The sequence below is a fragment of the Olleya sp. KJ81-1 genome, from assembly GCF_055808135.1.
On sequence record NZ_CM147854.1, the window covers coordinates 3116296 to 3140151 of the forward strand.

The following is a 23856-nucleotide window of genomic DNA, read 5'->3' on the forward strand; positions in this document are numbered from 1 at the left end:
GTTAAAATTTAGGATTAAGTTAAAAACGTAAAAAAGCCCAAATAGAAATAAATCTATTTGGGCTTTTTTTAATAAAGTTTAAAAAGAATTAATCTTCTTTTTTATCTTCTCTAGGTTTTCTGTCGTCACGTTTGTTATCACGTCCACGATTATCTCTACCTCTGTTATCACGTCCACCACGATCATTATTTTCTCTTGGTGGTCTAGCTACATAACCTTCTGGTTTTGGTAAGATTGCTTTTCTAGATACTTTTTCTTTGCGTGTTCTTGGGTCAAGACCAAAATATTTAACGTCAAAAACGTCTCCCATGTTTACTACATCAGTAACATTTTCAGTACGTTCCCATGCTAATTCACTTACGTGTAATAACACTTCGTTTCCTGGTGCATCCATATACTCAACAACAGCACCAAAATCTAACATTTTGATAACTTTTACTTGGTATACTTTACCAACTTCAGGTTTAAATAATATAGCATCAATTTTTGCCATAACAGCATCAATACCTTTTTTACCAACACCTAAAATTTCAACAATACCTTCTTCTGTAACAGGATCTTCGTTTATTACGATAGTTGTTTCAGTTTCTTTTTGCATTTCTTGGATAACTTTTCCTCCAGGTCCAATTAAAGCACCAATAAATGCGTTAGGTACACGTCTTGTCACCATTGTAGGTGCATGTTCCTTAACTTCTTCATTTGGTGTAGCAATTGTATCTGTAAGTTTACCTAAGATATGTAAACGTCCATCACGAGCTTGTTTTAGTGCATTTACTAAAATCTCATATGATAAACCTTTTACTTTAATATCCATTTGACAAGCAGTAATACCATCTGCAGTACCTGTAACTTTAAAGTCCATATCACCTAAGTGATCCTCGTCTCCTAAAATATCAGATAATACAGCGTATTTTCCTGTTTCTTGGTCAGAGATTAATCCCATTGCAATACCAGAAACTGGTTTTTTAAGCTTAACTCCAGCGTCCATAAGTGCCATAGTTCCTGCACATACAGTAGCCATAGATGATGATCCGTTAGATTCTAATACTTCAGACACAACACGTACTGTATAAGGACAGTCTGCTGGTACCATGTTTTTTAATGCACGTTGTGCTAAATTACCATGACCAACTTCACGTCTAGAAGTTCCTCTTAAAGGTCTAGCTTCTCCTGTTGAAAAAGGAGGGAAGTTGTAATGCAAATAAAAACGCTCTTCTCCTTCAAAAGAGGCCATGTCTATTTGATTTGCTTCTCTAGATGTACCTAAAGTAACTGTAGCTAATGCTTGCGTTTCTCCACGTGTAAAGATAGACGATCCATGTGTAGATGGTAAATAGTTTACCTCACACCAGATTGGTCTAATCTCGTCAGTCTTACGACCATCAAGACGTAATCCTTCATCTAAAGTTAAATTTCTAATAGCAGCTTTTTCCGCTTTAGCATAATATTTAGAGACTAAATCTCCATAATCTGCTAATTCTTCTTCAGTAAATGTTGCTTTGATTTCTTCTTTAATTTCAGAAAAAGCATTGCTTCTTTCTTTTTTAGAAGATCCAGCTTTAGCGACAGCGTACACTTTATCGTATGCTAAGTCGTAAATCTTTTTTGCTAAATCGTCATCAGAACGTTCTGCATCGTACTCACGTGTTTCTTTTTTACCAAAAGCTTCTGCTAATCTTACTTGAGCAGCACATTGTACTTTAATAGCTTCATGTGCAAATTTAATTGCTTCAGCCATTTCTTCTTCAGAAATTTCTAACATTTCACCTTCAACCATCATTACAGAGTCAGCAGAGGCACCAATCATCATATCTAGATCAGACTCTTCTAACTGCGCACGTGTTGGGTTGATAATAAACTCACCATTAATACGTCCAACTCTAGCTTCAGAGATAGGCGTTTCAAATGGTACGTCAGATAGTTGGATAGCAGCAGATGCAGCTAATCCAGCCATAGCGTCTGGCATAACGTTGTCGTCATGAGACATTAATTGGATCATCACTTGTGTTTCTGCATGATAATCTTTTGGAAATAATGGACGTAAAACACGGTCAACAAGACGCATAGTTAATACTTCACCATCACTAGGTCTTGCTTCTCTTTTAAAGAAACCTCCTGGATAACGTCCAGCAGCAGCAAATTTTTCGCGGTAATCTACTGTTAATGGTAAAAAGTCAACGTCGCTTTGCTTGTAGTTAGATACTAATGTACATAACAACATGCAGTTTCCTGACTGTACAACAACAGATCCATGTGCCTGTTTTGCTAATTTTCCGGTTTCGATAGAAATAGTTCTACCGTCTCCAAGGTCAATAACCTCTTTAAAAACTTGTGGAATCATAAATTTTTTTAATTCTAATTAAACAATGGTCGTTGTGTTGTGGTAGTAGTAGTTGTGATTGACCAATGAAAAACTGTAATTAGCTTCTTCAATTTTGATTATTATACTCGTTCAAATCGAGTTGTTTGGTATCAAAAAACCACGCTAAAAAGCGTGGTTTTATATTATGATTATTTTCTTAATCCTAATTCTTTAATAATTGCACGATATCTTAAGATATCTTTCTTAGTTAAGTAATCTAGTAAGCTTCTTCTTTTTCCTACTAGTTTTACTAAAGAACGCTCAGTGTTATAATCTTTACGATTTTTCTTTAAGTGCTCAGTTAAGTGGTTGATACGGTAAGTAAATAAAGCTATTTGCCCTTCTGCAGTACCTGTGTCCTTTGCATTTTTACCGTGTTTAGTAAAAATTTCTTCTTTTTCTTTTTGATCTAAATACATTCTAATATTATTATAAATGATTGTTATGTACACGAAAGTTTATCTTTCGAGCCGCAAATATAGTTATTTTTAATGATTTCGTAATTTTTAAAACAAATTCTTCTAAAATTTTTTTAAAAATACAGTATGAACTATTTTTAGGTAAATATTATATTGCCATGTACAAAGAGAGCCTAGAAGATCTGAAATCCAATTTTTTGCCTGATGTTTTTAATCATGCTTATCATGGTATTGCAATTGTAGGATTGGATGGTAAATGGATAAAAGTTAATAAAAGTATTTGTGACCTTTTTGGCTATACTGAAGCAGACCTGTTAGACTTAACGTTTCAGGATATTACCCATAAGGAAGATTTAGATATTGATTTGGATAGGCTTGACAAGTTAAAAAGTGGTGTGATTAATAGTTATACTTTGCCAAAAAGATACTTTGCTAAAAATGGGAGTATTATTTGGGCACAATTATCTGTGTCTTTAGTTAAAAATGAAAAGGGAGCACCAAAGTATTTTATATCTCAAATACAGGACGTGACCGATTTAAAAAAGGTTGAGAGTGAAAAAGAGGTTTTTACAGAAGTTATTAAAGAACAAAATGAAAGGTTATTAAATTTTTCTAGGATAATTTCTCATAATTTAAGTACGCATGCTGGAAATTTAAAGACTTTGGCCAAATTTACAAAAAATGAAGTGCCCGAAATTAAAACAAATGAAAGTTTTATTTACTTAAATGAAGCGATTACCAATTTAAATGAAACGGTAAAACATTTAAAAAGTATTGCAGAGTCTACTTGGTTTGAAAACGAAGATTTAAAACCGTTACATCTTGGTAAATACATAACCAATGCAATATATAGTGTTAATGCTTTGGCTAAAAATAATGCTTGCCAGATTAAAAATTTAGTTACCGACAATGTTAAGGTGGTTGCTGTTGAAGCGTATTTGGATAGTATAATTCTTAATTTGTTGACCAATGCCATAAAGTATAGAGATGCTAACAAACAATCTGAAGTAGTATTAAGTACTTATGTTCAAGACGACTTTATTGTTTTGAGTGTTAAAGACAATGGTTTAGGTTTGGATATGAATAAGTATGGTGATAAAATGTTTTCGTTGTATCAAACATTTCATAACAATAAAAACGCAAGAGGTTTAGGTTTATTTATTACAAAAAGTCAAGTGGAATCCATAGGAGGTAAGATAGAATTTAAAAGTCAAGTTAATATTGGAAGTCAATTTTTAGTTTATTTTAAAACAGCTTAATCAAATGTGTTATTATTATTTAAAACTGCAACAGTAATGAGACCCATCATAAATGTATTATTTATTGTTTTTGTATTAGTAAGTTGTGCTAATCAAAAGGATTTAAAGCCTGGTAATTTTACTAAAGATCAAGTCGCATTAATAACTGCTTTAGACTCTGGTCAACCCATGCGTGTATTTAAGATTAATAATACTAAAGATTCCATTTTATTAAGACAACAAAGTGGATATGTTAAACCAGATCCAAATGATATAACTTTAAAACATTTTACTAATCGTTTGTTTGCAACCGTTAGAGATAGTATGTCCTTAGGTGTTGGTATTGCAGCACCACAAGTTGGAATATTAAAAAATATTATTTGGGTACAGCGTTTTGATAAAGATGATGCACCTTTTGAGGTTTATCTTAACCCAAAAATTATTAATTATTCTGAAGAAAAGCAGATTAGGAGAGAAGGTTGCTTATCGATTCCTAATCGTGCTGAAACCTTAAATACACGATCTAAAGTTATTACAATTGAATATGACACATTGAATGCCGAGCATGTAACGGAAGATGTTGCAGATTTTACATCCGTAATTTTTCAGCATGAGATAGATCACTTAAATGGTATTTTATTTTTGGATCATTTGAATAAAGACATTAAAGATGCAAAATAATAAAAAAGCCTTACTAAATAAGTAAGGCTTTTTTTATGGTTTATCAATTAAGCTCTTAATGGCTTATTTGTGATTAAGTCTATATATTGGTTGACTCTGTTTTTTAAATCTTTACGTTGTGTAATAAAATCCAGAAAACCATGTTCTAACAAAAACTCTGAGGTTTGGAAACCTTCTGGTAACTCTTGTCCTGTTGTATCACGCACAACACGTGGTCCTGCAAATCCAATTAATGCACCAGGCTCTGAGATGTTAATATCACCTAACATAGCAAATGATGCTGTTGTACCACCTGTTGTTGGGTCTGTTGCTAACGATATGTATGGTATACCTGCATCTGCTAGTTGTCCAAGTCTTGCCGATGTTTTTGCTAATTGCATTAAAGATAATGCTGCTTCCATCATACGTGCTCCTCCTGATTTAGAGATGACCATTAATGGTACATTGTGTTTTAAAGAATACTCTGCAGCACGTGCTATTTTTTCTCCTACAACACTACCCATTGATCCTCCAATAAAAGCAAAGTCCATACATGCGATTACTAAATCCTGACCTTTTGACTTACCAACTGCACAACGTACAGCGTCTTTAAGGTTTGTTTTAGCTTCGGCAGCTTTTAAACGGTCTGGATATTTTTTTGTATCCTCAAATTTTAATGGGTCTTTTGAGGTTAGATTTGCGTCTAACTCCTTAAATTTATTGTCATCAAATAGTATTTCAAAATACTCTTTGCTTCCTATTCTCACGTGGTAACCATCTTCTGGGCTTACGTAAAAGTTTTTTTCTAGCTCTTTAGAGTCTACTATTTTTCCTGTTGGAGATTTGTACCACAATCCTTTTGGAATGTCTTTTTTCTCTGCAGTTTCGGTTGTTATTCCTTTTTCTTTTCTTTTAAACCAAGCCATATTGATTTACTATTTTGGGATTAAGATTAGTAGATGTTTTCTAGTAACCTATTCTAATTTTAGTTTTAGTTTGCTTTATACAAGCGTACAAAATTACATTTTTTATTAATCAATCTCAAAAATTGATGTCTCTATCTGTTTTTTTATTGCTTTTTGGGGATAAAAAAATTCCGTTTAGTGCTGAGGTTAATCAGTTTAAACGGAATTTTATTTTATGTAATTATGTTGGCTGCGTTAGGGATTGTAGTGGCATCCTTTTTTGTCTTTTTTCAAAAAAGATATAACGGAAAGCCCGACCCTTGGGTAACGCCAAAATTATTTTATAGTGTGTTAACGTTGTTTAGGTCTTCGAATGCTTTTTTAAGACGCTCTACAAACGTTACTTCTCCTTTGCGTAACCAAACGCGTGGGTCGTAATATTTTTTGTTTGGAGATTCTGGTCCATCTGGATTACCTATTTGTGATTGTAGGTAGTCTGATTTTTCTGCCATGTAATCTCTTACTCCTGACATGAATGCGTATTGCATGTCTGTGTCAATATTCATTTTTATAACTCCGTAACCTATAGCTTCTCTGATTTCTTCTAGAGTAGATCCTGATCCACCATGAAATACAAAGTCAATATGGTTGTGTGGTAAGTTGTGTTTTTTTGATAAAAACTCTTGAGAGTTTTTTAAGATTTTTGGTGTTAATTTTACGTTTCCTGGTTTGTATACACCATGTACGTTTCCAAAAGCTGCTGCGATTGTAAACTGGTCGCTTACTTTGCTAAGCTCTTCATAGGCATAGGCTACTTCTTCTGGTTGTGTGTATAACTTAGACTCGTCTACATCACTATTGTCTACACCATCTTCTTCTCCTCCTGTAATACCTAACTCGATCTCTAAGGTCATACCCATTTTGCTCATTCTGGCAAGGTATTGTTTACAGATTTCTATGTTTTCTTCAAGTGGTTCTTCACTTAAGTCAATCATGTGCGAGCTGTATAATGATTTTCCAGTTTCTTTAAAGTGTTGCTCACTAGCATCTAATAAACCGTCTATCCAAGGTAATAGTTTTTTTGCACAGTGGTCTGTATGTAAAATTACAGGTACACCATAGGCTTCTGCCATTAAGTGGACGTGTTTTGCACCTGCTATAGATCCTGCAATTGCTGCCTTTTGATCTTCGTTACTTAAGCCTTTTCCTGCGTTAAATTGTGCACCTCCATTTGAGAATTGTATGATTACTGGAGCGTTTAATGCTGCTGCAGTTTCTAATACACCATTAATAGTGTCTGATCCTATTACGTTTACTGCTGGAAGAGCAAATCCTTTGTCTTTAGCAAGTTTAAAGATTTCTTGAACTTCTTTTCCAGTAGCAACTCCTGGTTTGATATTATGAGCCATTTTAATTTTTTTTAGTTGAATTTGTATAGCTTCAAAAGTAATGAAAATTGCTAAATTTTAAGTCTAAATAACTATAAAACCACGCAAACGTTTTAGCTAAAGTGCTAATTTATACTAGAAAGGATAGTTGATTCCGATGTTATAAACAGCGTTTGCAAAATTGTAATCATTAAACCATCTGTTGCCTATTGGATAGGATGGATCGTAGGTTTTAAAGCCTATGTCACCACGAAGTACAAAAAAGTTAAAGTCATATCTAAGTCCAAAACCAGAACCTACTGCAATGTCCTTAAGCGAGTCAAAGCCTGATAGTGTTGCCTCATCTTGGTCTATGTCGTCAAAGACATTCCAGATGTTTCCTGTGTCAACAAAAATGGCTCCATTAAGTGGTCCAAATAAGTTAAATCGTTGTTCTGCACTTATGGCTATTTTTAGGTTGGCCTCATTAAACTCGTTTGAGGTTTCTAAACTTCCAGGTCCTAAATTATAGGCTGACCAAGCTCTGTTATCATTAGCTCCACCAGCAAAAAAACTTTTAGAAAACGGTATGTTTGTAGAGTTGCCATAAGGTATTGCTATTCCAAAAAAGGTACGAAAAGCTAGTACGTTTTTGTACCCTAAACTCCAATGTTTGATATAGTCTAATTCTACTTTAGCATATTGCGAATAAGCAACATTAAACATTTCGTATTTTCCGTTTGCATTTTTTTGTAATCCTAAAACTTTAGAGGTTAGTGAAAAGAAATTTCCTGCTAATTCTAAACGTGATTTAAATATTGAAAAATCCTCATCACCTAAGTTGTCTCTTCTGTCTTTAGTAAAACTGAAACTAGTTGCAAAAATAAGGTTGTCTTCTGTTAGTCTTTGTTTTCTTTCATTTATAGCATTTACGGTATCTATATCGTCATTGGATAGTATGGTGTTGTAGGATCCACTTGCTACTTGATCTAAAAAGTTATTGGCTTGAGTAGGTATGCCTAAATTTTGGCTAGAATTAATAAATCCTGAGGTTTGTGCAATTTCATTTAAAGAATCAAATGAATTATCATAGACATTAAAATAGTTAGCAGTATTAAGGTTTTTTACAAATTGGATATTAAATAAATCTAATTTGCTAGTTATAGTATTATTGGGATACCATCTGTAATTAAATGATCCTGTAAAGGTTTGCTTGTCTAAACCTATGTTAGTTTGACTAGATGTTGCTACTGTAAGGCTTGTGCTAGGAAACATGTACTTAGGTATGATTTTCTCTGTATTAAAAGGAGAGAATAATCTTGGAATGGTAAGTTTTAGGTTGGCTCCAATCTCGTTAATATCAAAAAACTGATCTTTTATATTGCTAGCATCCTTGGAGGAACCAATGGATGTAAATCCAGAAATTTCCAAAGTCTCGGCAGCATTAAAAACGTTTCTAATTAATAAGCTTGGATTAATAGAAAAACCAATGGTTTGTATGTTACTTTGTAGTGCTTCTGCGCTAAACTCTAATTCAAACTTTTTTAAAGGTGTTAAAAATATATTAGCGGTTAACGTCGTGTCTGGATTTTCTACATAAGTAATGTTTGGATATTTAAACGTGCGTAAATCACTTATTTTTCTTGATGTTAACGGTCTGTTTTTATCTTTAAAAACAGTGTTTGGTGTTATAAATACCGAGTTTGTTAATGCTCTTGGTTTGTACTTTAATTTACCAATACTATAGATATTATAACCATCGTAATAAGTGGTGTCGTTTGTAGATTGGTTTCTATTTTTAAATGAGCTATTGGTATAAATATTGACATCTTTTACCTTGAAAATTTTAAAAGGCTCTCGTCTAGAAACGTCTTCTTCTCTAATTAATCGGTTTTCAATAATGGTTTCAATATTCATTTTGTTGGTACCAAAAATGGTATCGCCTTCAAACTCTATATAATCTTGACTAAAGTGATAAACACCATTATCACGCATTAGTTCTACAATACGGTCTGCTTCATTATAAACGTTGTTAATACGGTATTGTGACCCAGATTTAATTAGTGATTGGTCTTTAAACTGGTTGTAGATTTTTTCGACTACGGGAGATTTAATATTGGAAGCAACTGTGTCAAACTTATAAGCGTTTTTTGTTTGGATAGTATAATCAATTGTCGCTTTTTTGTCGTCACCTTTATTAATTTTATAGTCTGCTGTGGCATTAAACCAACCGTTAGTTTTGTAATAGTTTTCTATCCTTACTAAGGATTTATTAGTTAATGCTGTGTCAATAATAACTGGTGCCTCTCCAGTACGTTTTAACCAACTGTTAAAACTTTTTTTAGAGTCTAAATATTTATCCAATTGTTTTCTTGACAGTAATTTAGATTTACGTGCCATCTTTTTTGGATTGCTATAAAATCTAGCATTTAAAACAGAGTCAATATTTGGTCTAGCACTATTATATATATAAAGCTTTAATGGTATTGTAGTAAATGGTATAGGTAATCTAGAGTTTGGTTTTTGGTAAAACAAACTAGATATTGTATCATTTGTTACACTTTCTCCATTAATAGTTATGGTGTTTTTAGTTAATAGATGCTGGTTTTGAGCTACGCGTTTAACGGAGTCACAAGCATTAAACAACATGGTAATTGCTATTAAAACTATTATTTTAAATTGAATTTTTTTCAAAAGAATACTAAATAATAAGGGTGTTTATTACTGATTTGATGTACTGTATATACATCATATTCAAAAATACACTATTTATTGAACAAATAAATTTTAAATAAATAGAAACACACAAATGCGAACTCCTTTTTTTCATTTTCTTTATAAAAAAATATTAAAAGCGTGCTTTCTAAAAATCAAATTAAAAATATAACGCGTTTAAAGCAAAAAAAATATAGACAACAAGAAGGTTTATTTATTGCTGAAGGCGGAAAAGTCATCAAAGAGTTTTTAAACTCTACTTTTAAACTTGTAGATTTATTTACAACAGAGACCTTTAATGTAGAAAACGAAAGCATCGTGTCCGAAGCTGATTTAAAAAAATTAGCTGTTTAACTACGCCTAATACAGCCTTAGCTATTTTTAAAATTCCAGAAACTGACACTATAATAAACCAAGGTCTGATATTGGCGTTGGATGATATACGCGATCCTGGTAATTTAGGTACCATTATACGTTTGTGTGATTGGTTTGGAATCAAGCAATTAGTATGTAGTCTTAAAACTGTGGATTGTTATAATCCAAAAGTAGTGCAGGCAACTATGGGATCTTTGACTAGAGTAAATATTGTTTATACCGACTTAAGCATTTATTTAAAAGAAGTCGATGTACCTGTTTTTGGTGCCTTTATGGATGGTAAAAATGTGTACCAAACAGAGTTGCCAAAAGATGGGATTTTAGTTTTAGGAAATGAAGCCAACGGAATATCTTCAATAATTGAAGCTAGCGTAACAGATAAAATTAGTATTCCAAGATTTGGAGATCTTCAAGCAACAGAAAGTTTAAATGTAGCCACTGCTGGAGCTATTTTGTTAAGTGAGTTTAGGCGTTAAGTTTTTATTGAACAGTAAAATTGATAAAAATACCACGTGTTTGCATTTGACTAATATTACCTGTCCAAGGACTGTTAATATCTTTGTCTCTAACCAGCTCGTCTTGCATTGCAAAAACACCTCTAATGGAAGGTGTAAACTTAAAGCGGTCTAAGTAAAAATCTATACCAAAACCAAGCTCAAAAAACTGCATATTTTTTACCATTCTAAAATCTCCAGCCGAGTTATCGTCTGGGTTTTTCTCGTTACTGGACAAGTTAATAGCAGTGGATACACCTGCTAAAACAAATGGTTTGAAGTTATTAATGCGTTTAGTCGACATTTTAAGTAATAGCGGAAAGTATACATAGGTTGACTTTACCTCACGTAGTAAATCCGAGTCTGTAATCTCTTCGTCAAAACCGTCAAAATAGTTTTCTGGATACATCAGGTTACGTTGCGAGATTACCAAACCTGGTTCAAAACGGACATCAAAATAATCGTTAATACGTACGTTACCTAACAAACCTACATTAAAACCAATCGTGCGTTCTGTTTGTATATCGCCAAGATTATTATTGTAGTCAAATTTAAAATCTAAGTTATTAAATCCTAAATAATAACCCCAACTTAATGTTGCTTTATCTACAGTTTCTAGGTTTTTTACTTTTTCTTTAGTGAAAAGCTGCGCTTGAGAAGCTGTGGCTAAAAATAGAGCAATCAGTAAGGTTGATATATGTTTTGTATTCATTATTTTTTAAATGCTTTGTAAATTGTAGCAACACCAAATGTCTGAGGCATGTCTGTAACATTACTAAACCCAATTTTACGTAAAATATTGTTTAAAGCCTCTCCATATGGAAACGCATTAGCACTTTCGCTTAAATATTTATAAGCTGTTTTGTCCTTAGAAAATAATTTTCCGACGGTAGGTAAAATAACTTTAGAATGGAATTGATACCCTTGTTTAAACGGAAACTTAGTTGGTACAGAGGTTTCTAAAATAACAAAAATACCACCTGGTTTTAAAACACGTAAAATGTCTTTTAGACCATTTTCTAAAGTTTCAAAGTTACGCACACCAAAAGCAACAGTAATGGCATCAAAGGTGTTGTCGTCAAAAGGCATGTTTTCGGAATCACCAATAACCATATCAATTTTTTGATCTAGTTTTTTAGCTTTTATTTTAAGCTTTCCAACTTCTAGCATACCACTACTAATGTCTAAACCAATAATTTTTTTTGCGCTAGTTTCAGCAAGGTTAATAGCTAAATCACCAGTTCCTGTGGCAATATCTAAAACATTATCTGGATTAGTAGCTTTAACAATGTCAACTACTTTTTTTCGCCATTTAATATCTATTCCAAAAGAAATTACTCGGTTTAAACCATCATATTCACCAGAAATGGTATCAAACATTTTAGTTACCTGTTCTTTCTTTCCTAAGTCGCTATCTTTGTATGGATTTACTTTTGTCAAAATCAATTTTTTTACAAAGATAATGCATATATAATAGTCTGTAAAACTTCAAAAGAATAAATAATTGACCCTTAAATCTTTAAATTAATTATCTTTGCACTCCGTTTATTAAAGAAACTATGAAAATAATTATTGCTGGAGCTGGTGAAGTTGGATTTCATTTAGCAAAATTATTGTCTTACGAGTCTCAAGAAATTACACTTATTGATACAGATAGAGACAGTTTGTCTTATGCAGATAACCATTTGGATATTAAAGTCTTAAAAGGTGATGCAACATCCATTGCTATTTTAAAAGAAGCTAAAATAGATCGTGCAGATTTATTAATTGGCGTAACAGCATCCGAAACTACAAATATTACAGTCTGTGTATTAGCCAAGCAATTAGGTGCTAAACGTACGATTGCTAGAATTTCTAATACAGAGTTTATTAAACATAAAGATGAGGTTGGTTTTACCCGATTTGGTATTGACGAGCTGATTTCGCCAGAAAGTTTAGCTGCTGCAGAAATTGAGTTGCTTTTAAATCAATCTGCCTTTAAGGATAGTTATGAGTTTGAAGGTGGTGCACTAACAATGGTTAGTTTAAGTTTGACCAGAACAGCAGGTTTTGTTGGTAAAACAGTAAAAGAGGCTGCCGAATCATTTTCGGAAATACATTTTGTGCCAATTGCAATACAACGTTTTGGTACGCAATATACTATTATACCTAGAGGTGATACCGAGTTTAGAGAAGGTGATAATGCAGTATTTATTACTTGTGCAGGAGGAGGTGATGAGTTGTGTAAAATGACAGGTAAAACAAATACACCTGTTAAGGATGTCATGATTTTAGGTGGTAGTAAAATTGGTTTTAAAACCTCTAGAGATCTGTCTTTAAGCGGGTTTAATGTAAAATTAATAGAGAATAATAAAGATATCGCTTTTGATTTAGCGGACGACTTACCTAAAGTTTTAGTTATTAATGGAGATGGTCGTAATGTTGAATTGTTAGAAGAAGAAAATATTAGCGAAATGGATGCTTTTATATCTGTAACTGGTAATTCTGAGACTAATATCATGTCCTGCCTTGTTGCTAAATCTAAGGGTGTTAAAAAGACAATTGCCTTAGTAGAAAACATGGATTATTTTGAGTTATCCCAATCTATTGGTATTGACACGCTAATTAATAAAAAACTTTTAGCTGCCAATAACATTTTTAGATACATACGTAAAGGTGAAGTTATTGCAATGACTAAACTTAACAACATGAATGCCGAGTTGTTAGAGTTTAAGGTTAAGCCTACTTCAAAAATTTGCAATAAGTTAATTAAAGATGTAGAGTTTCCTAGATCTGCAATTGTTGGTGGTGTTATCAGAAACGGTAAAGGATTGATTGCCTTGGGTAGTTTTAGAATAGAAGAAGGAGATTATATTGTCGTGTGTTGTTTACCACGATCTATTAAAGAAGTAGAAAAACTATTTTTATAATGGGAAAACGATTACGCCTTAACTACAAAATTATATTTTACTTTTTTGGTTTACTATTAGTCTTTAATGGTGGTTTTATTTTACTGTCAGCATTGGTAAGTTTAATTTATCAAGATGGTGTGACTTTACAATTGGTGTCTTCTGGCTTAGGAATTTTAATTTTTGGGCTTTTAGGGATGATTAATCATCGTAACCATAATAAAGAAATGAATAAGCGTGAAGGTTACATTGTTGTAGCTTTTGGGTGGATTGTTATGTCCTTATCAGGTGCAGTTCCGTATTTAGCCACAGGAGCAATTCCTAACTTTACAAACGCTTTTTTTGAAACCATGTCTGGTTTTACAACCACTGGAGCATCCATTTTAAATGATATCGAAATTGTACCTAAAGGGGTTTTGTTTTGGAGAAGTTTAACCCATTGGATTGGTGGTATGGGTATTATTGTTTTAGCAGTTGCCATATTACCATTGCTGGGAATTGGAGGTATGCAGTTATTTGCAGCTGAAGCACCTGGACCTAGTGCAGATAAATTACATCCTAGAATTACAGATACTGCAAAGCGTTTGTGGTTAATCTATTTTGGTTATACAGCAGCAGAAACTATTTTGCTTCAAGTGGCAGGAATGAGCTTTTTTGATGCCATAAATCACTCCATGTGTACGTTGTCTACTGGTGGTTTTTCTACTAAAAATGCAAGTGTTGCTTACTGGAATAATCAACCAGTTATACAATATATTATTATCGCTTTTATGTTTTTAGCAGGTTCTAACTTTGTACTAAGTTATTTTGCTTTTAAAGGAAAAGTTCAAAAAGTGATACATGATGAAGAGTTTAAACTGTACTTTAAATTTGTAGCTATATTTACAATAATTGCTGCGTTAATTATTTATTTTAGAGCAGATTTAACGATATCTTCTATAGACCATCCAATGGTTTGGGGTAAAGCCGAAAGTGCTTTTAGACACGCTTTGTTCCAAGTACTATCTGTAATTACTACTACAGGTTTTGTAACAGCAGACTATACATTGTGGACACCATTTTTGGTGGTATTTTTCTTTGGGCTAATGTTTTTAGGTGGCTCTGCAGGAAGTACAGCAGGAGGTGTAAAAGTAGTGCGTCATTTAGTATTAATTAAAAACGGATTTTTAGAGTTTAAACGTACACTGCATCCTAATGCTATTTTACCAGTACGATATAATAAAAGAGCTATATCAGGAGATATTGTATTTAATATTCTAGGCTTTTTTATTTTATATATGATTGCTTTTATAATTGGTGCCTTAGGTTTTTCTATGATGGGTATTAATTTTGAATCCTCTATTGGTATTGCAGCCTCAAGCTTAGGAAACGTTGGTCCTGCTTTAGGTCAATTTGGACCAGTAAATAATTATGCAGCATTACCAGCTGTTGGTAAATGGTGGTGTAGTTTTTTAATGTTAATTGGTCGTCTAGAGTTGTTTACTGTATTGATTTTATTGACGCCTTTTTTCTGGAGAAATAGATAGTTTTCAAAATAGTATTGGTATTTTATTTGTTGTACTGTAACATTTTAAAGTCTACTTCGTCTTTATTATATAACCAATACATCAATCAATCATGTCACTATCAATCAACACACAGTCTTTACAAACGGACTCAGTAACTACATTAAATAATTATTCTGGGATTTTAAATTCTAATTACAAGTCTATTGTAATAAGTAATTTTAAAAACATTTCGTCTAAATCTTTATTTAGCAGTAAGCAACGTCTAAAAAGGTGGTCTTATAATAAAAGCTGTTGTACAGTTGCTACATCACTTAAACTGTTATTGTTTGTAGTCATGATAATTCTCGCTATTATTTAATTTCTATTAGTCTATCGTTATTTTCTTTAATCAGGAATGTAACATTTTATAAAAAGCTGCTACATATATATAAAGCAGCTTTTTTTATATAATAATTTTAATAGCAACTAATGTATAATGGTTTGCTAAAAAGATTTAAATGTTTAATTTCTGAAAATATTCAGACTAAAATATAGATTTTATGGGTGGAGAAGGATCAATGATGGCTGCCAACCAATCATTAAAAAGTAATAGAAATATGTTAGCAAAACGAAAAGAGAAATCTTTTAGTTTTGTTAGTAATTCTAAAGAAAAAACAAAATACAATTTACCAAAAGCATCAGATAAAGATATAGCGTTGTTACGCAATAAGCTTAAGAAAGAGCATAAGTTGAGACGTGTCAAACAAATAGTATTACTTATTATAACTTTGGCTGTTATGTTATCTATTTTTATATATTTAGTTTAAATAAAGTGATGTTAGTTTATTTTTTTAGATTTAAACTCATGTCTAATTAAACGTTGCTTTTTTTATTTAGTTATTAAATTTTCCCTTTATGAAAAACTTAGTATTTGCGTTAGTATTTTACGCATTAGCATCAGTATTATTTTTATTAAAACAATATTATGGATACCAATCTGACACAGATTATAATTGGTTATACTATTTTATGTTTCTTTTTATAGCTTTAGGTGTTTACTATAAGTTTAAATGGATCTATTTTATTTTCACAAAAAGAAAAAGTATTTAATAAAAAAAAGCTTCACAATAGTGAAGCTTTTTTATAAGTAATATGTAGTGGGCTAATTAACTAACCGCTTCTTTAATACGCTTTATAGCTTCAGTGATCTCTTTTTGCGAAGCTGCATAACTTAATCTAATGCAATTAGGATTTCCAAAAGCTTCTCCAGTAACTGTTGCTACTAAAGCTTCTTCTAATAAATATAACGAAAAATCTGTTGCGTTATGTATTGTTTTTCCTCTTAATGTTTTTCCGAAAAAATAAGAAATATCTGGAAAAACATAAAAAGCGCCTTCTGGTGTATTTGTATTAAAACCTTCAATGTTACCAAGTAGATCTAAAACTAAATCACGACGTACTTTAAACTCATCAATCATAAATTTTACAACACTTGGATCTGCGTTTAAAGCTGTAATTACAGCTTGTTGTGCAATACAATTAGCTCCACTAGTCACTTGACCTTGCATTTTGTTACAAGCACGTGCGATCCAATCTGGAGCACCAATGTAACCAATACGCCATCCAGTCATTGCAAATGCTTTAGAGACTCCGTTTACCGTAATAGTATTGTTAAACATGCCATCAACAGAAGCCATACTTGCGTGAGGTTTTCCGGTGTAATTAATATGTTCGTATATTTCATCAGAAACAACGTATATATTTGGATGTTTTTTTAAAACTTCAGCTAAAGCTTCTAATTCTGTTTGACTATATAATGATCCGCTTGGGTTACAAGGACTACTAAACCATAACATTTTAGTTTTTGGTGTAATAGCAGCTTCTAATTGTGCAGCAGTCATTTTAAAATCTGTGTCAATACTTGTTTGTACTTCTACAGGTACACCTTCACTTAACTTAACAATGTCAGAGTAGCTTACCCAATAAGGACATGGTAAAATAACCTCGTCACCTTTGTTTAACATAACTGCAGCTATATTTGCTAAACTTTGTTTAGCACCTGTAGATACTACAATTTGTGGTAAGGTGTATGTTAAGTTGTTGTCACGCTTAAATTTAGTAATAACCGCTTCTTTTAACTCAACATAACCATCTACTGGAGAGTATGAATTGTAATTGTCATTAATAGCTTGGATAGCAGCATCTTTAATAAAGTCTGGTGTATTAAAGTCTGGCTCGCCTAAGCTTAATCCAATAATGTCTTTTCCTTCAGCTTTAAGTTCTCTAGTTTTTGCTGCCATAGCTAAAGTGGCAGAAGTGGACATGTTTAAAATACGATCAGAAAGTGGTTGGCTCATGTGTGTGTTGTTATATTGTGCAAAAATTAATTATGCCATGTTAGGTTTTTGACCTAACATTTTTAGTTGTTGGTAGTGTTCTCCAATAGCTTTCCAAATAGAGTTATATTCATTGTATGGTAAGCTAAATTCATGTGCAGTTTCTTTGACTATTTTTGCTATGTTTTTGTAGTGTACATGGCTAATATGTGCAAATAAATGATGCTCTACTTGTCTGTTTAATCCACCTGTATAAAACTCTACTAACCAATTTTTAGGCGAAAAGTTAGAAGTAGTAAATAACTGGTGAATAGCCCAAGTATTTTTCATGTTACCATTTTCGTCTGGTAAAGGCATGTCTGTATTAGGCATTACGTGTGCTAATTGAAACACAACACTTAGTATTATTCCTGCTGTGTAATGCATGATTAAAAAGCCAATTAAAACTTGCCACCAAGCATATCCTAAAGATAATGGTAATACTACCCAAATCGTGTAATACAATATTTTTCCAATGATTAATTTGGTCCATTGTGTTGCAGGTTTAGGGAAATCACCATAAGATAATTTTCTTTTTAAATAAATATAAGTTTGCTTAAAATCTGTTGTAATTGCCCAGTTTACAGTTAGTAAACCGTACAGTAAAAATGCATAATATTTTTGATATTGGTGGATCTTTAACCATTTTGAATGTTTAGAAAAACGTATGATTCTTCCTGCGTCAATATCTTCATCATGACCTTCAATATTAGTATACGTGTGATGTAATACGTTGTGTTGTACTTTCCAATTGTAGTCATTACCAGCTAAAATATGGATGCTACTACCCATTAAACGGTTAACCCATTTTTTACTTGAGAACGACCCATGATTAGCATCGTGCATTACATTCATACCTACTCCAGCCATACCTACACCTATAACCATAACAGATATAATTTGTAGCCAAGTTGGTAGATCAACGGTTAATATAAGTACTAAAGGACCCAATAATAATGTAAACATTACTATCGCTTTAAAGTATAACTTCCAATTTCCTGTTTTTTTAATATTGTTTTCTTTAAAATAATTGTTGACACGTTTATTAAGTGTTTTAAAAAATTTTGCAGAGTCTGTTCGAGAGAACGTTACTGTTTGTTTTGTCATTGTAATTGTATTCTTTTTACTATAACGGAAAAATCCGTCAAATAATATTTATTACAAAGATAATTAATTAAGCAAAACAGAAGCTCCCTTTTTAGTGTTAAAATGCATATTTTTGTCGAAAATTATAAACGTTTATGGAGCTGATTTTAAAGTATTTTCCTGATTTAACCCCTTTGCAAATAGAACAATTTACTAAGCTTGAAGCTTTATATCAAGATTGGAACTTGAAAATAAATGTGGTGTCTAGAAAGGATATTGACGAGTTGTATTTACGTCATGTACTACACTCTTTAGCAATTGCTAAAATTATTAATTTTAAAGATGGAAGCTCGATGATGGATGTTGGGACAGGAGGAGGTTTTCCTGGTATTCCTTTGGCTATTTTGTTTCCTGAATGCGAATTTCATTTAGTAGATAGTATTAATAAAAAACTAAATGTAGTTAGAGAGGTTGTTGCAGGTTTAGAATTGCAAAACGTTAAAGTAACCCATAGTCGTGTAGAAGAAATTAAAGAAACCTACGACTTTATTATCAGTCGTGCTGTTGCAGCAATGCCAACGTTTGTACATTGGATAAAAGGAAAAGTTTCAAAAACACAGCAAAACGAACTTAAAAATGGAATAATTTACCTTAAAGGTGGTGACTTAACGGAAGAGCTTCAGGACTATAAAACCACTACTATCTATAATATATCAGATTATTTTGAAGAAGACTTTTTTGACACTAAAAAAATTGTGCATTTGCCAATAAAATGGAAAGCCAACTAATAAATAAAAAAGCCTCTCAAATAATTTGAGAGGCTTTTTTTATATAAATAAGTTGGATGTTATAATCCAAACTCAGCTTTTACTTTGTCTACGTAGTCTAATTTTTCCCAAGTAAATAATTCAACATCCATAGTAATGTCTCCTCCATTTGGTCTAGAAAATGTTTTAGACACGGTTTCGTTTTGTCTTCCCATATGTCCATAAGCAGCTGTTTCGCTATACATTGGATTACGTAATTTTAAACGATCTTCAATAGCAGATGGACGCATGTCAAATATCTTCGATATTTTTTGTGCAATTTCTCCATCAGTCATATTAAATGGACAAGTTCCGTATGTGTCTACAAAAATTCCCATTGGCTCAACAACACCAATTGCGTATGATACTTGCACTAAAATTTCGTCAGCAACGCCTGCTGCAACTAAATTTTTAGCAATATGTCTTGTTGCATAAGCAGCACTTCTATCAACTTTACTTGGATCTTTTCCAGAAAAAGCACCACCACCATGGGCTCCTTTTCCTCCGTAAGTATCAACAATAATCTTACGACCTGTTAATCCTGTATCACCATGAGGTCCACCAATAACAAATTTTCCTGTTGGATTAATGTGGTATTTGATGTCGTCATTAAATAATGCTTGTGTCGCTTCTGGTAATTTAGCAACGACTCTAGGTATTAATATCTCGACAATGTCTTTTCTAATTTTAGATAACATCACCTCATCGTTAGCATCAAAATCGTCATGCTGAGTTGATACTACAATTGCATCAATACGTTGTGGTACATTATCATCACTATACTCGATAGTAACTTGACTTTTAGAGTCAGGCCTTAAATAAGTAATGTCTTTGCTTTCGCGACGTAACTCAGCTAATTCAATTAAGATTTTATGAGATAAATCTAAAGCTAAAGGCATGTAGTTTTCAGTTTCGCGCGTTGCATAACCAAACATCATACCTTGGTCACCAGCACCTTGCTCTTCCTTACTAGCTCTGTCAACACCACGATTAATATCGTCCGATTGCTCATGTATTGCACTAAACACACCACAAGAATTACCGTCAAACATATACTCACTTTTAGTATATCCAATCTTATTAATGGTGTCTCTTGCTATTTGTTGTACGTCTAAATACGTGTTAGATTTAACCTCTCCAGCTAAAACAACTTGTCCTGTTGTTACTAAAGTTTCGCAAGCAACCTTACTGTCTTTGTCAAATGCTAAAAAATTATCTATTAAAGCATCACTAATTTGATCTGCTACTTTGTCTGGGTGTCCTTCAGACACACTCTCTGATGTAAATAAATACGCCATATTTGTTTTTTAAAATGTATATAATAGATTTGACGAAAGCGTCTAAGGAAGTTTACACTGCCTTTAGCATTTTTTAATGAGGTTGCAATCAGTCAAATCCGTCCTCTAATTTATTGAGCAGCAAAAGTAAGAAAATAAAGTAGTTTTTATCAAAACATACCGTTAAAAATAGTTAATTGATGGAATTGCCAATCATAATTACATTTAGTAAAAATCAAAATATGAAGATTTAATTATGTAATTCATATAAAGCAGTGCTATTAGTTAATAATTCCTAAAAATTTCAATCATTTTATCAAAGTCACCTATTGTTCATTAACTTTATAACTTATCTAAAAATAAAAATTATGCCTTTACAGCCTAAGTTAACGCGTTTCAATCAAAATGTATTGTCTAAATATCAAATATATAATGGTATTTTTATGACTCTTCCTTTTGATACAATTACTAAAACAGGTGTTTTATTACCATTGTTTCATGAAACATGCAAAAATGGGTTTGAAGATGGGCATAATCCAACCGTTATTGTAGATACGTTTTTTAAAAAATATCAAGCTAGACGTTCAGACAAATCCAAGATAGATTTGTTGTTTAGGTTTATTCAATATATAGAAAGACAAGTCGTTTTATTTGATGCGATAGAGGATGCTGCTTTCCCGATTGTTAATAATATGGACGGAATTGGTACACTTAGAAGTTTAAAAGAAAGTGCTGTTGCAGAAGGAAAGCTAGATAAGTTACGTCAGTATTTAGAAGAATTTAAAGTTAGAATTGTGCTAACAGCACATCCAACACAATTTTATCCTGGTACTGTTTTAGGAATTATCACAGACTTGACAGAAGCAGTTAGAGAAAACGACTTACTACGTATTAATGATTTGTTAGCACAATTAGGAAAAACACCATTTTTTAAACATGAAAAACCAACACCTTACGATGAAGCGGTTAGCTTAATCTGGTATCTAGAAAATGTGTTTTATGAATCCTTCGGAAAAATATATGACTATATCCAACAAAATATTTTTGACGGGAAACATATAGATAACGATATTATTAATATTGGTTTTTGGCCAGGAGGAGACAGAGATGGAAACCCATTTGTTACACCAGAAATTACAGTTAAAGTCGCAGAAAGGTTACACGAAACTATTATTAAAAATTACCATAAAGACGTCAGAAAATTAAAACGTAAATTAACCTTTCAAGGTGTTGAAGCGCGTATATCACATATAGAAACACAGTTATATAAAAAGGTGCTTCATGAAGAATCAAGTTTAACTTTAAACGAATTTGTTTCAGAATTAAAAGCCATCAGACAAATCATAATTGATCAGCATCAATCGCTTTACGTTACCGAAGTAACTAGTTTACTTAACAAAATTCATTTATTTGGTTTTCATTTTTCAAGCTTAGATATACGTCAAGATAGTAGAGTGCATCATTCAATTTTTACAACAATGGTGGATAGTATGATTGCTAACGGAAGCAAGGATATTCCGAGTAATTATCATAGTCTTTCAGAAGCGGAACAAGTTAAGGTTTTGTCTGAAGTTAAAGGAACAGTGGATTTGTCTTTAATTAAAGATGAAGAAACGCTAAAAGCACTAAATACTATTAAGGCTTTAAAATCAATTCAGGAAACTAATGGAGAGTTGGCTGCAAACCGTTATATTATTAGTAATAATCAAACCACTTTAAATGTGATGCAGTTATTTGCAATGCTTAAAGTTGTAGCATTTAATGATAAGCTAACGGTTGATATTGGACCTCTTTTTGAAACTATTACAGATTTAGAAAATGCACATATAGTAATGGAGGATTTATATACAAATCCTGCTTATGCTAAACACTTAAAATCTAGAGGAAATAAGCAAACTATAATGTTAGGCTTTAGCGACGGAACTAAAGATGGAGGTTATTTAATGGCTAATTGGGCTATTTATAAAGCAAAAGAACGTTTAACAGCTATATCTAGAAAATATGATGTAACTGTCATATTTTTTGATGGTCGTGGTGGACCACCAGCAAGAGGAGGTGGTAAAACACACAATTTTTATGCGTCCTTAGGACCAACTATAGAGGATAAAGAAGTGCAATTAACTATCCAAGGACAAACTATAAGTTCTAATTTTGGTACTTTAGATTCTTCACAATATAACTTAGAGCAATTAATAAGTTCTGGTATATATAATAGTTTAAGTGATACGGATTTACGCATGGTTCCAGAAAATAGAGCGGTTATGGATAATTTAGCTAAGCTAAGTTATCAAGCGTATGTAGATTTTAAAAATCATCCAAAATTTATCTCATATTTAGAACATATGAGTACACTTAAATATTACGCAAAAACTAATATTGGAAGCAGACCTTCCAAACGTGGTAAAGCAGAAGGTTTAGTGTTTGAAGATTTAAGAGCCATTCCTTTTGTAGGATCTTGGAGTCAATTAAAACAAAATGTACCAGGATTTTTTGGTGTTGGGACTGCTTTAAAACATTACGAAGATGCTGGCGAATTTGAAAAAGCGCAAAACTTATTTAAAACCTCTAGCTTTTTTAGAACATTAATTGAAAACAGTATGATGTCCTTATCAAAATCGTTTTTTGATTTGACAAAGTATATGAGTGATGATCCAGAATATGGTGCCTTTTGGAATGTTATACATAACGAGTATTTAACAACAAAACGATTGATTTTAAAATTAACAGGTTATACAGATTTAATGGAAGAAGAGCCATCAGGTAAAGCCTCAATTAGGGTCAGAGAATCTATTGTATTGCCACTATTAACAATACAACAATATGCTTTAAAACAAATTCAGGAATTAGAAAAAGCAGCTGTAAAAGACACCGATTTGATTGCTGTTTATGAAAAATTAGTAACACGATCGTTATTTGGTAATATAAATGCGAGTCGTAATTCGGCTTAATCATAACCAATTAACATTTAATATAACATTAAATAGCAAGTTTAAAATTTTTTTGAACTTGCTATTTTTAAATATAACAGAATATTAATCTGTATAATTTAATATTATATGAATTATTTTCTGTTTAATGAATAAAAAGTTAATTTTTTAGAAAATTATTCCGTTTTGTTTGTTTCTAAAATATTTATTTTGCAATATTTGTACTCACAAAGTTCAAAAACTTACTGAAATGTTATCAAGAAAGGTGGAGGGATTAGACCCATTGAAGCCTTAGCAACCCTTAGACTTACTAAGAAGGTGCTAAATTCTACTTAATTTTCGATTCATTAATCGATACATTGGATAGATAACTAAAAACTAATTACTCATCTGTGGTTAGTGTTTTTCTTTTTAACATTTTTCTATTAAGTATGCTTCAAACGAAGCTTATTTGACTTTTGGTTTAATTTATTTA

Annotated in this window: 18 protein-coding genes, 1 pseudogene and 1 riboswitch; of the genes and pseudogenes, 9 read left to right on the top strand and 10 right to left on the bottom strand. The window is 32.1% G+C overall.

Features of this window, described 5'->3' with window-relative positions:
* Positions 1-88: 88 nt before the first annotated feature.
* Together AC0L3M_RS14570 and rpsO are read right to left on the bottom strand one after the other, a co-directional pair.
* Positions 89-2341 (bottom strand): polyribonucleotide nucleotidyltransferase, encoded by a 2253-nt coding sequence (locus AC0L3M_RS14570; RefSeq protein ID WP_292946983.1) that lies wholly within the window; start codon positions 2339-2341, stop codon positions 89-91.
* 170 nt (positions 2342-2511) lie between these two features.
* Positions 2512-2781: a 30S ribosomal protein S15 gene (gene rpsO, locus AC0L3M_RS14575; protein ID WP_145006839.1), complete on the bottom strand. Its 270-nt coding sequence runs from the start codon at positions 2779-2781 to the stop codon at positions 2512-2514.
* 158 nt (positions 2782-2939) lie between these two features.
* On the opposite strand from rpsO, the gene AC0L3M_RS14580 reads away from it, so the two are divergent.
* Positions 2940-4040 carry a sensor histidine kinase gene (locus tag AC0L3M_RS14580; protein ID WP_473431229.1) on the top strand — a complete coding sequence of 367 codons (1101 nt, stop codon included), beginning with the start codon at positions 2940-2942 and terminating at the stop codon, positions 4038-4040.
* Positions 4041-4076: 36 nt separating this feature from the next.
* Positions 4077-4700: a peptide deformylase gene (gene def / locus AC0L3M_RS14585; protein WP_473431230.1), complete on the top strand. Its 624-nt coding sequence runs from the start codon at positions 4077-4079 to the stop codon at positions 4698-4700.
* Positions 4701-4747: 47 nt separating this feature from the next.
* On the opposite strand, the gene accD is transcribed toward def, so the two are convergent.
* The 3 genes from accD to tamL form a co-directional block, all read right to left on the bottom strand.
* A complete protein-coding gene (gene accD, locus AC0L3M_RS14590; RefSeq protein WP_145006161.1) occupies positions 4748-5605 on the bottom strand; it encodes an acetyl-CoA carboxylase, carboxyltransferase subunit beta in 858 nt (285 codons plus the stop codon).
* A gap of 320 nt (positions 5606-5925) precedes the next feature.
* A complete protein-coding gene (fbaA, locus tag AC0L3M_RS14595; protein ID WP_145006164.1) occupies positions 5926-6993 on the bottom strand; it encodes a class II fructose-bisphosphate aldolase in 1068 nt (355 codons plus the stop codon).
* 114 nt (positions 6994-7107) lie between these two features.
* Entirely contained in the window at positions 7108-9645 is a 2538-nt protein-coding gene (gene tamL, locus AC0L3M_RS14600; RefSeq protein ID WP_473431231.1) for a translocation and assembly module lipoprotein TamL, read from the bottom strand.
* A 162-nt stretch (positions 9646-9807) separates the two neighbouring features.
* Between tamL and AC0L3M_RS14605 the strand changes: the two are divergent.
* Positions 9808-10517: pseudogene (locus AC0L3M_RS14605) on the top strand (TrmH family RNA methyltransferase).
* Positions 10518-10521: 4 nt separating this feature from the next.
* On the opposite strand, the gene porT reads toward AC0L3M_RS14605, so the two are convergent.
* Positions 10522-11247 (bottom strand): type IX secretion/gliding motility protein PorT/SprT, encoded by a 726-nt coding sequence (gene porT / locus AC0L3M_RS14610; RefSeq protein ID WP_145006170.1) that lies wholly within the window; start codon positions 11245-11247, stop codon positions 10522-10524.
* Positions 11247-11975 (bottom strand): bifunctional demethylmenaquinone methyltransferase/2-methoxy-6-polyprenyl-1,4-benzoquinol methylase UbiE, encoded by a 729-nt coding sequence (gene ubiE, locus AC0L3M_RS14615; protein WP_145006172.1) that lies wholly within the window; start codon positions 11973-11975, stop codon positions 11247-11249. Before ubiE ends, porT begins: the two co-directional genes overlap by 1 nt.
* A gap of 119 nt (positions 11976-12094) precedes the next feature.
* Between ubiE and trkA the strand changes: the two genes are divergently transcribed.
* The 4 genes from trkA (at position 12095) to AC0L3M_RS14635 (ending at position 16020) form a co-directional block, all read left to right on the top strand.
* Positions 12095-13444, top strand: coding sequence for a Trk system potassium transporter TrkA (gene trkA / locus AC0L3M_RS14620; protein WP_341587381.1), 1350 nt, complete (start codon positions 12095-12097; stop codon positions 13442-13444).
* Positions 13444-14949, top strand: a complete 1506-nt coding sequence (locus AC0L3M_RS14625; protein WP_145006177.1) for a TrkH family potassium uptake protein — start codon at positions 13444-13446, stop codon at positions 14947-14949. The genes trkA and AC0L3M_RS14625 overlap by 1 nt, the downstream gene beginning before the upstream one ends.
* A 521-nt stretch (positions 14950-15470) precedes the next feature.
* Positions 15471-15737: a hypothetical protein gene (locus tag AC0L3M_RS14630; protein ID WP_292947007.1), complete on the top strand. Its 267-nt coding sequence runs from the start codon at positions 15471-15473 to the stop codon at positions 15735-15737.
* A gap of 88 nt (positions 15738-15825) precedes the next feature.
* Positions 15826-16020: a hypothetical protein gene (locus AC0L3M_RS14635; protein WP_473431232.1), complete on the top strand. Its 195-nt coding sequence runs from the start codon at positions 15826-15828 to the stop codon at positions 16018-16020.
* A gap of 56 nt (positions 16021-16076) precedes the next feature.
* Here the strand turns inward: AC0L3M_RS14635 and AC0L3M_RS14640 are convergent, their stop codons facing one another.
* Together AC0L3M_RS14640 and AC0L3M_RS14645 are read right to left on the bottom strand one after the other, a co-directional pair.
* On the bottom strand, positions 16077-17267 hold the full coding sequence (locus AC0L3M_RS14640) for a pyridoxal phosphate-dependent aminotransferase (RefSeq protein WP_292947012.1): 1191 nt from the start codon (positions 17265-17267) through the stop codon (positions 16077-16079).
* Positions 17268-17297: 30 nt separating this feature from the next.
* Positions 17298-18392, bottom strand: a complete 1095-nt coding sequence (locus AC0L3M_RS14645; protein ID WP_342861534.1) for a fatty acid desaturase family protein — start codon at positions 18390-18392, stop codon at positions 17298-17300.
* Positions 18393-18526: 134 nt separating this feature from the next.
* On the opposite strand from AC0L3M_RS14645, the gene rsmG reads away from it, so the two are divergent.
* Positions 18527-19159, top strand: coding sequence for a 16S rRNA (guanine(527)-N(7))-methyltransferase RsmG (gene rsmG, locus AC0L3M_RS14650; RefSeq protein WP_145006193.1), 633 nt, complete (start codon positions 18527-18529; stop codon positions 19157-19159).
* Positions 19160-19218: 59 nt separating this feature from the next.
* On the opposite strand, the gene metK is transcribed toward rsmG, so the two are convergent.
* A complete protein-coding gene (gene metK / locus AC0L3M_RS14655) occupies positions 19219-20475 on the bottom strand; it encodes a methionine adenosyltransferase (protein ID WP_473431233.1) in 1257 nt (418 codons plus the stop codon).
* A 347-nt stretch (positions 20476-20822) separates the two neighbouring features.
* On the opposite strand from metK, the gene AC0L3M_RS14660 reads away from it, so the two are divergent.
* A complete protein-coding gene (locus tag AC0L3M_RS14660; RefSeq protein ID WP_473431234.1) occupies positions 20823-23402 on the top strand; it encodes a phosphoenolpyruvate carboxylase in 2580 nt (859 codons plus the stop codon).
* A gap of 229 nt (positions 23403-23631) precedes the next feature.
* A riboswitch (SAM riboswitch) is annotated at positions 23632-23755 on the top strand.
* Positions 23756-23856: the final 101 nt, after the last annotated feature.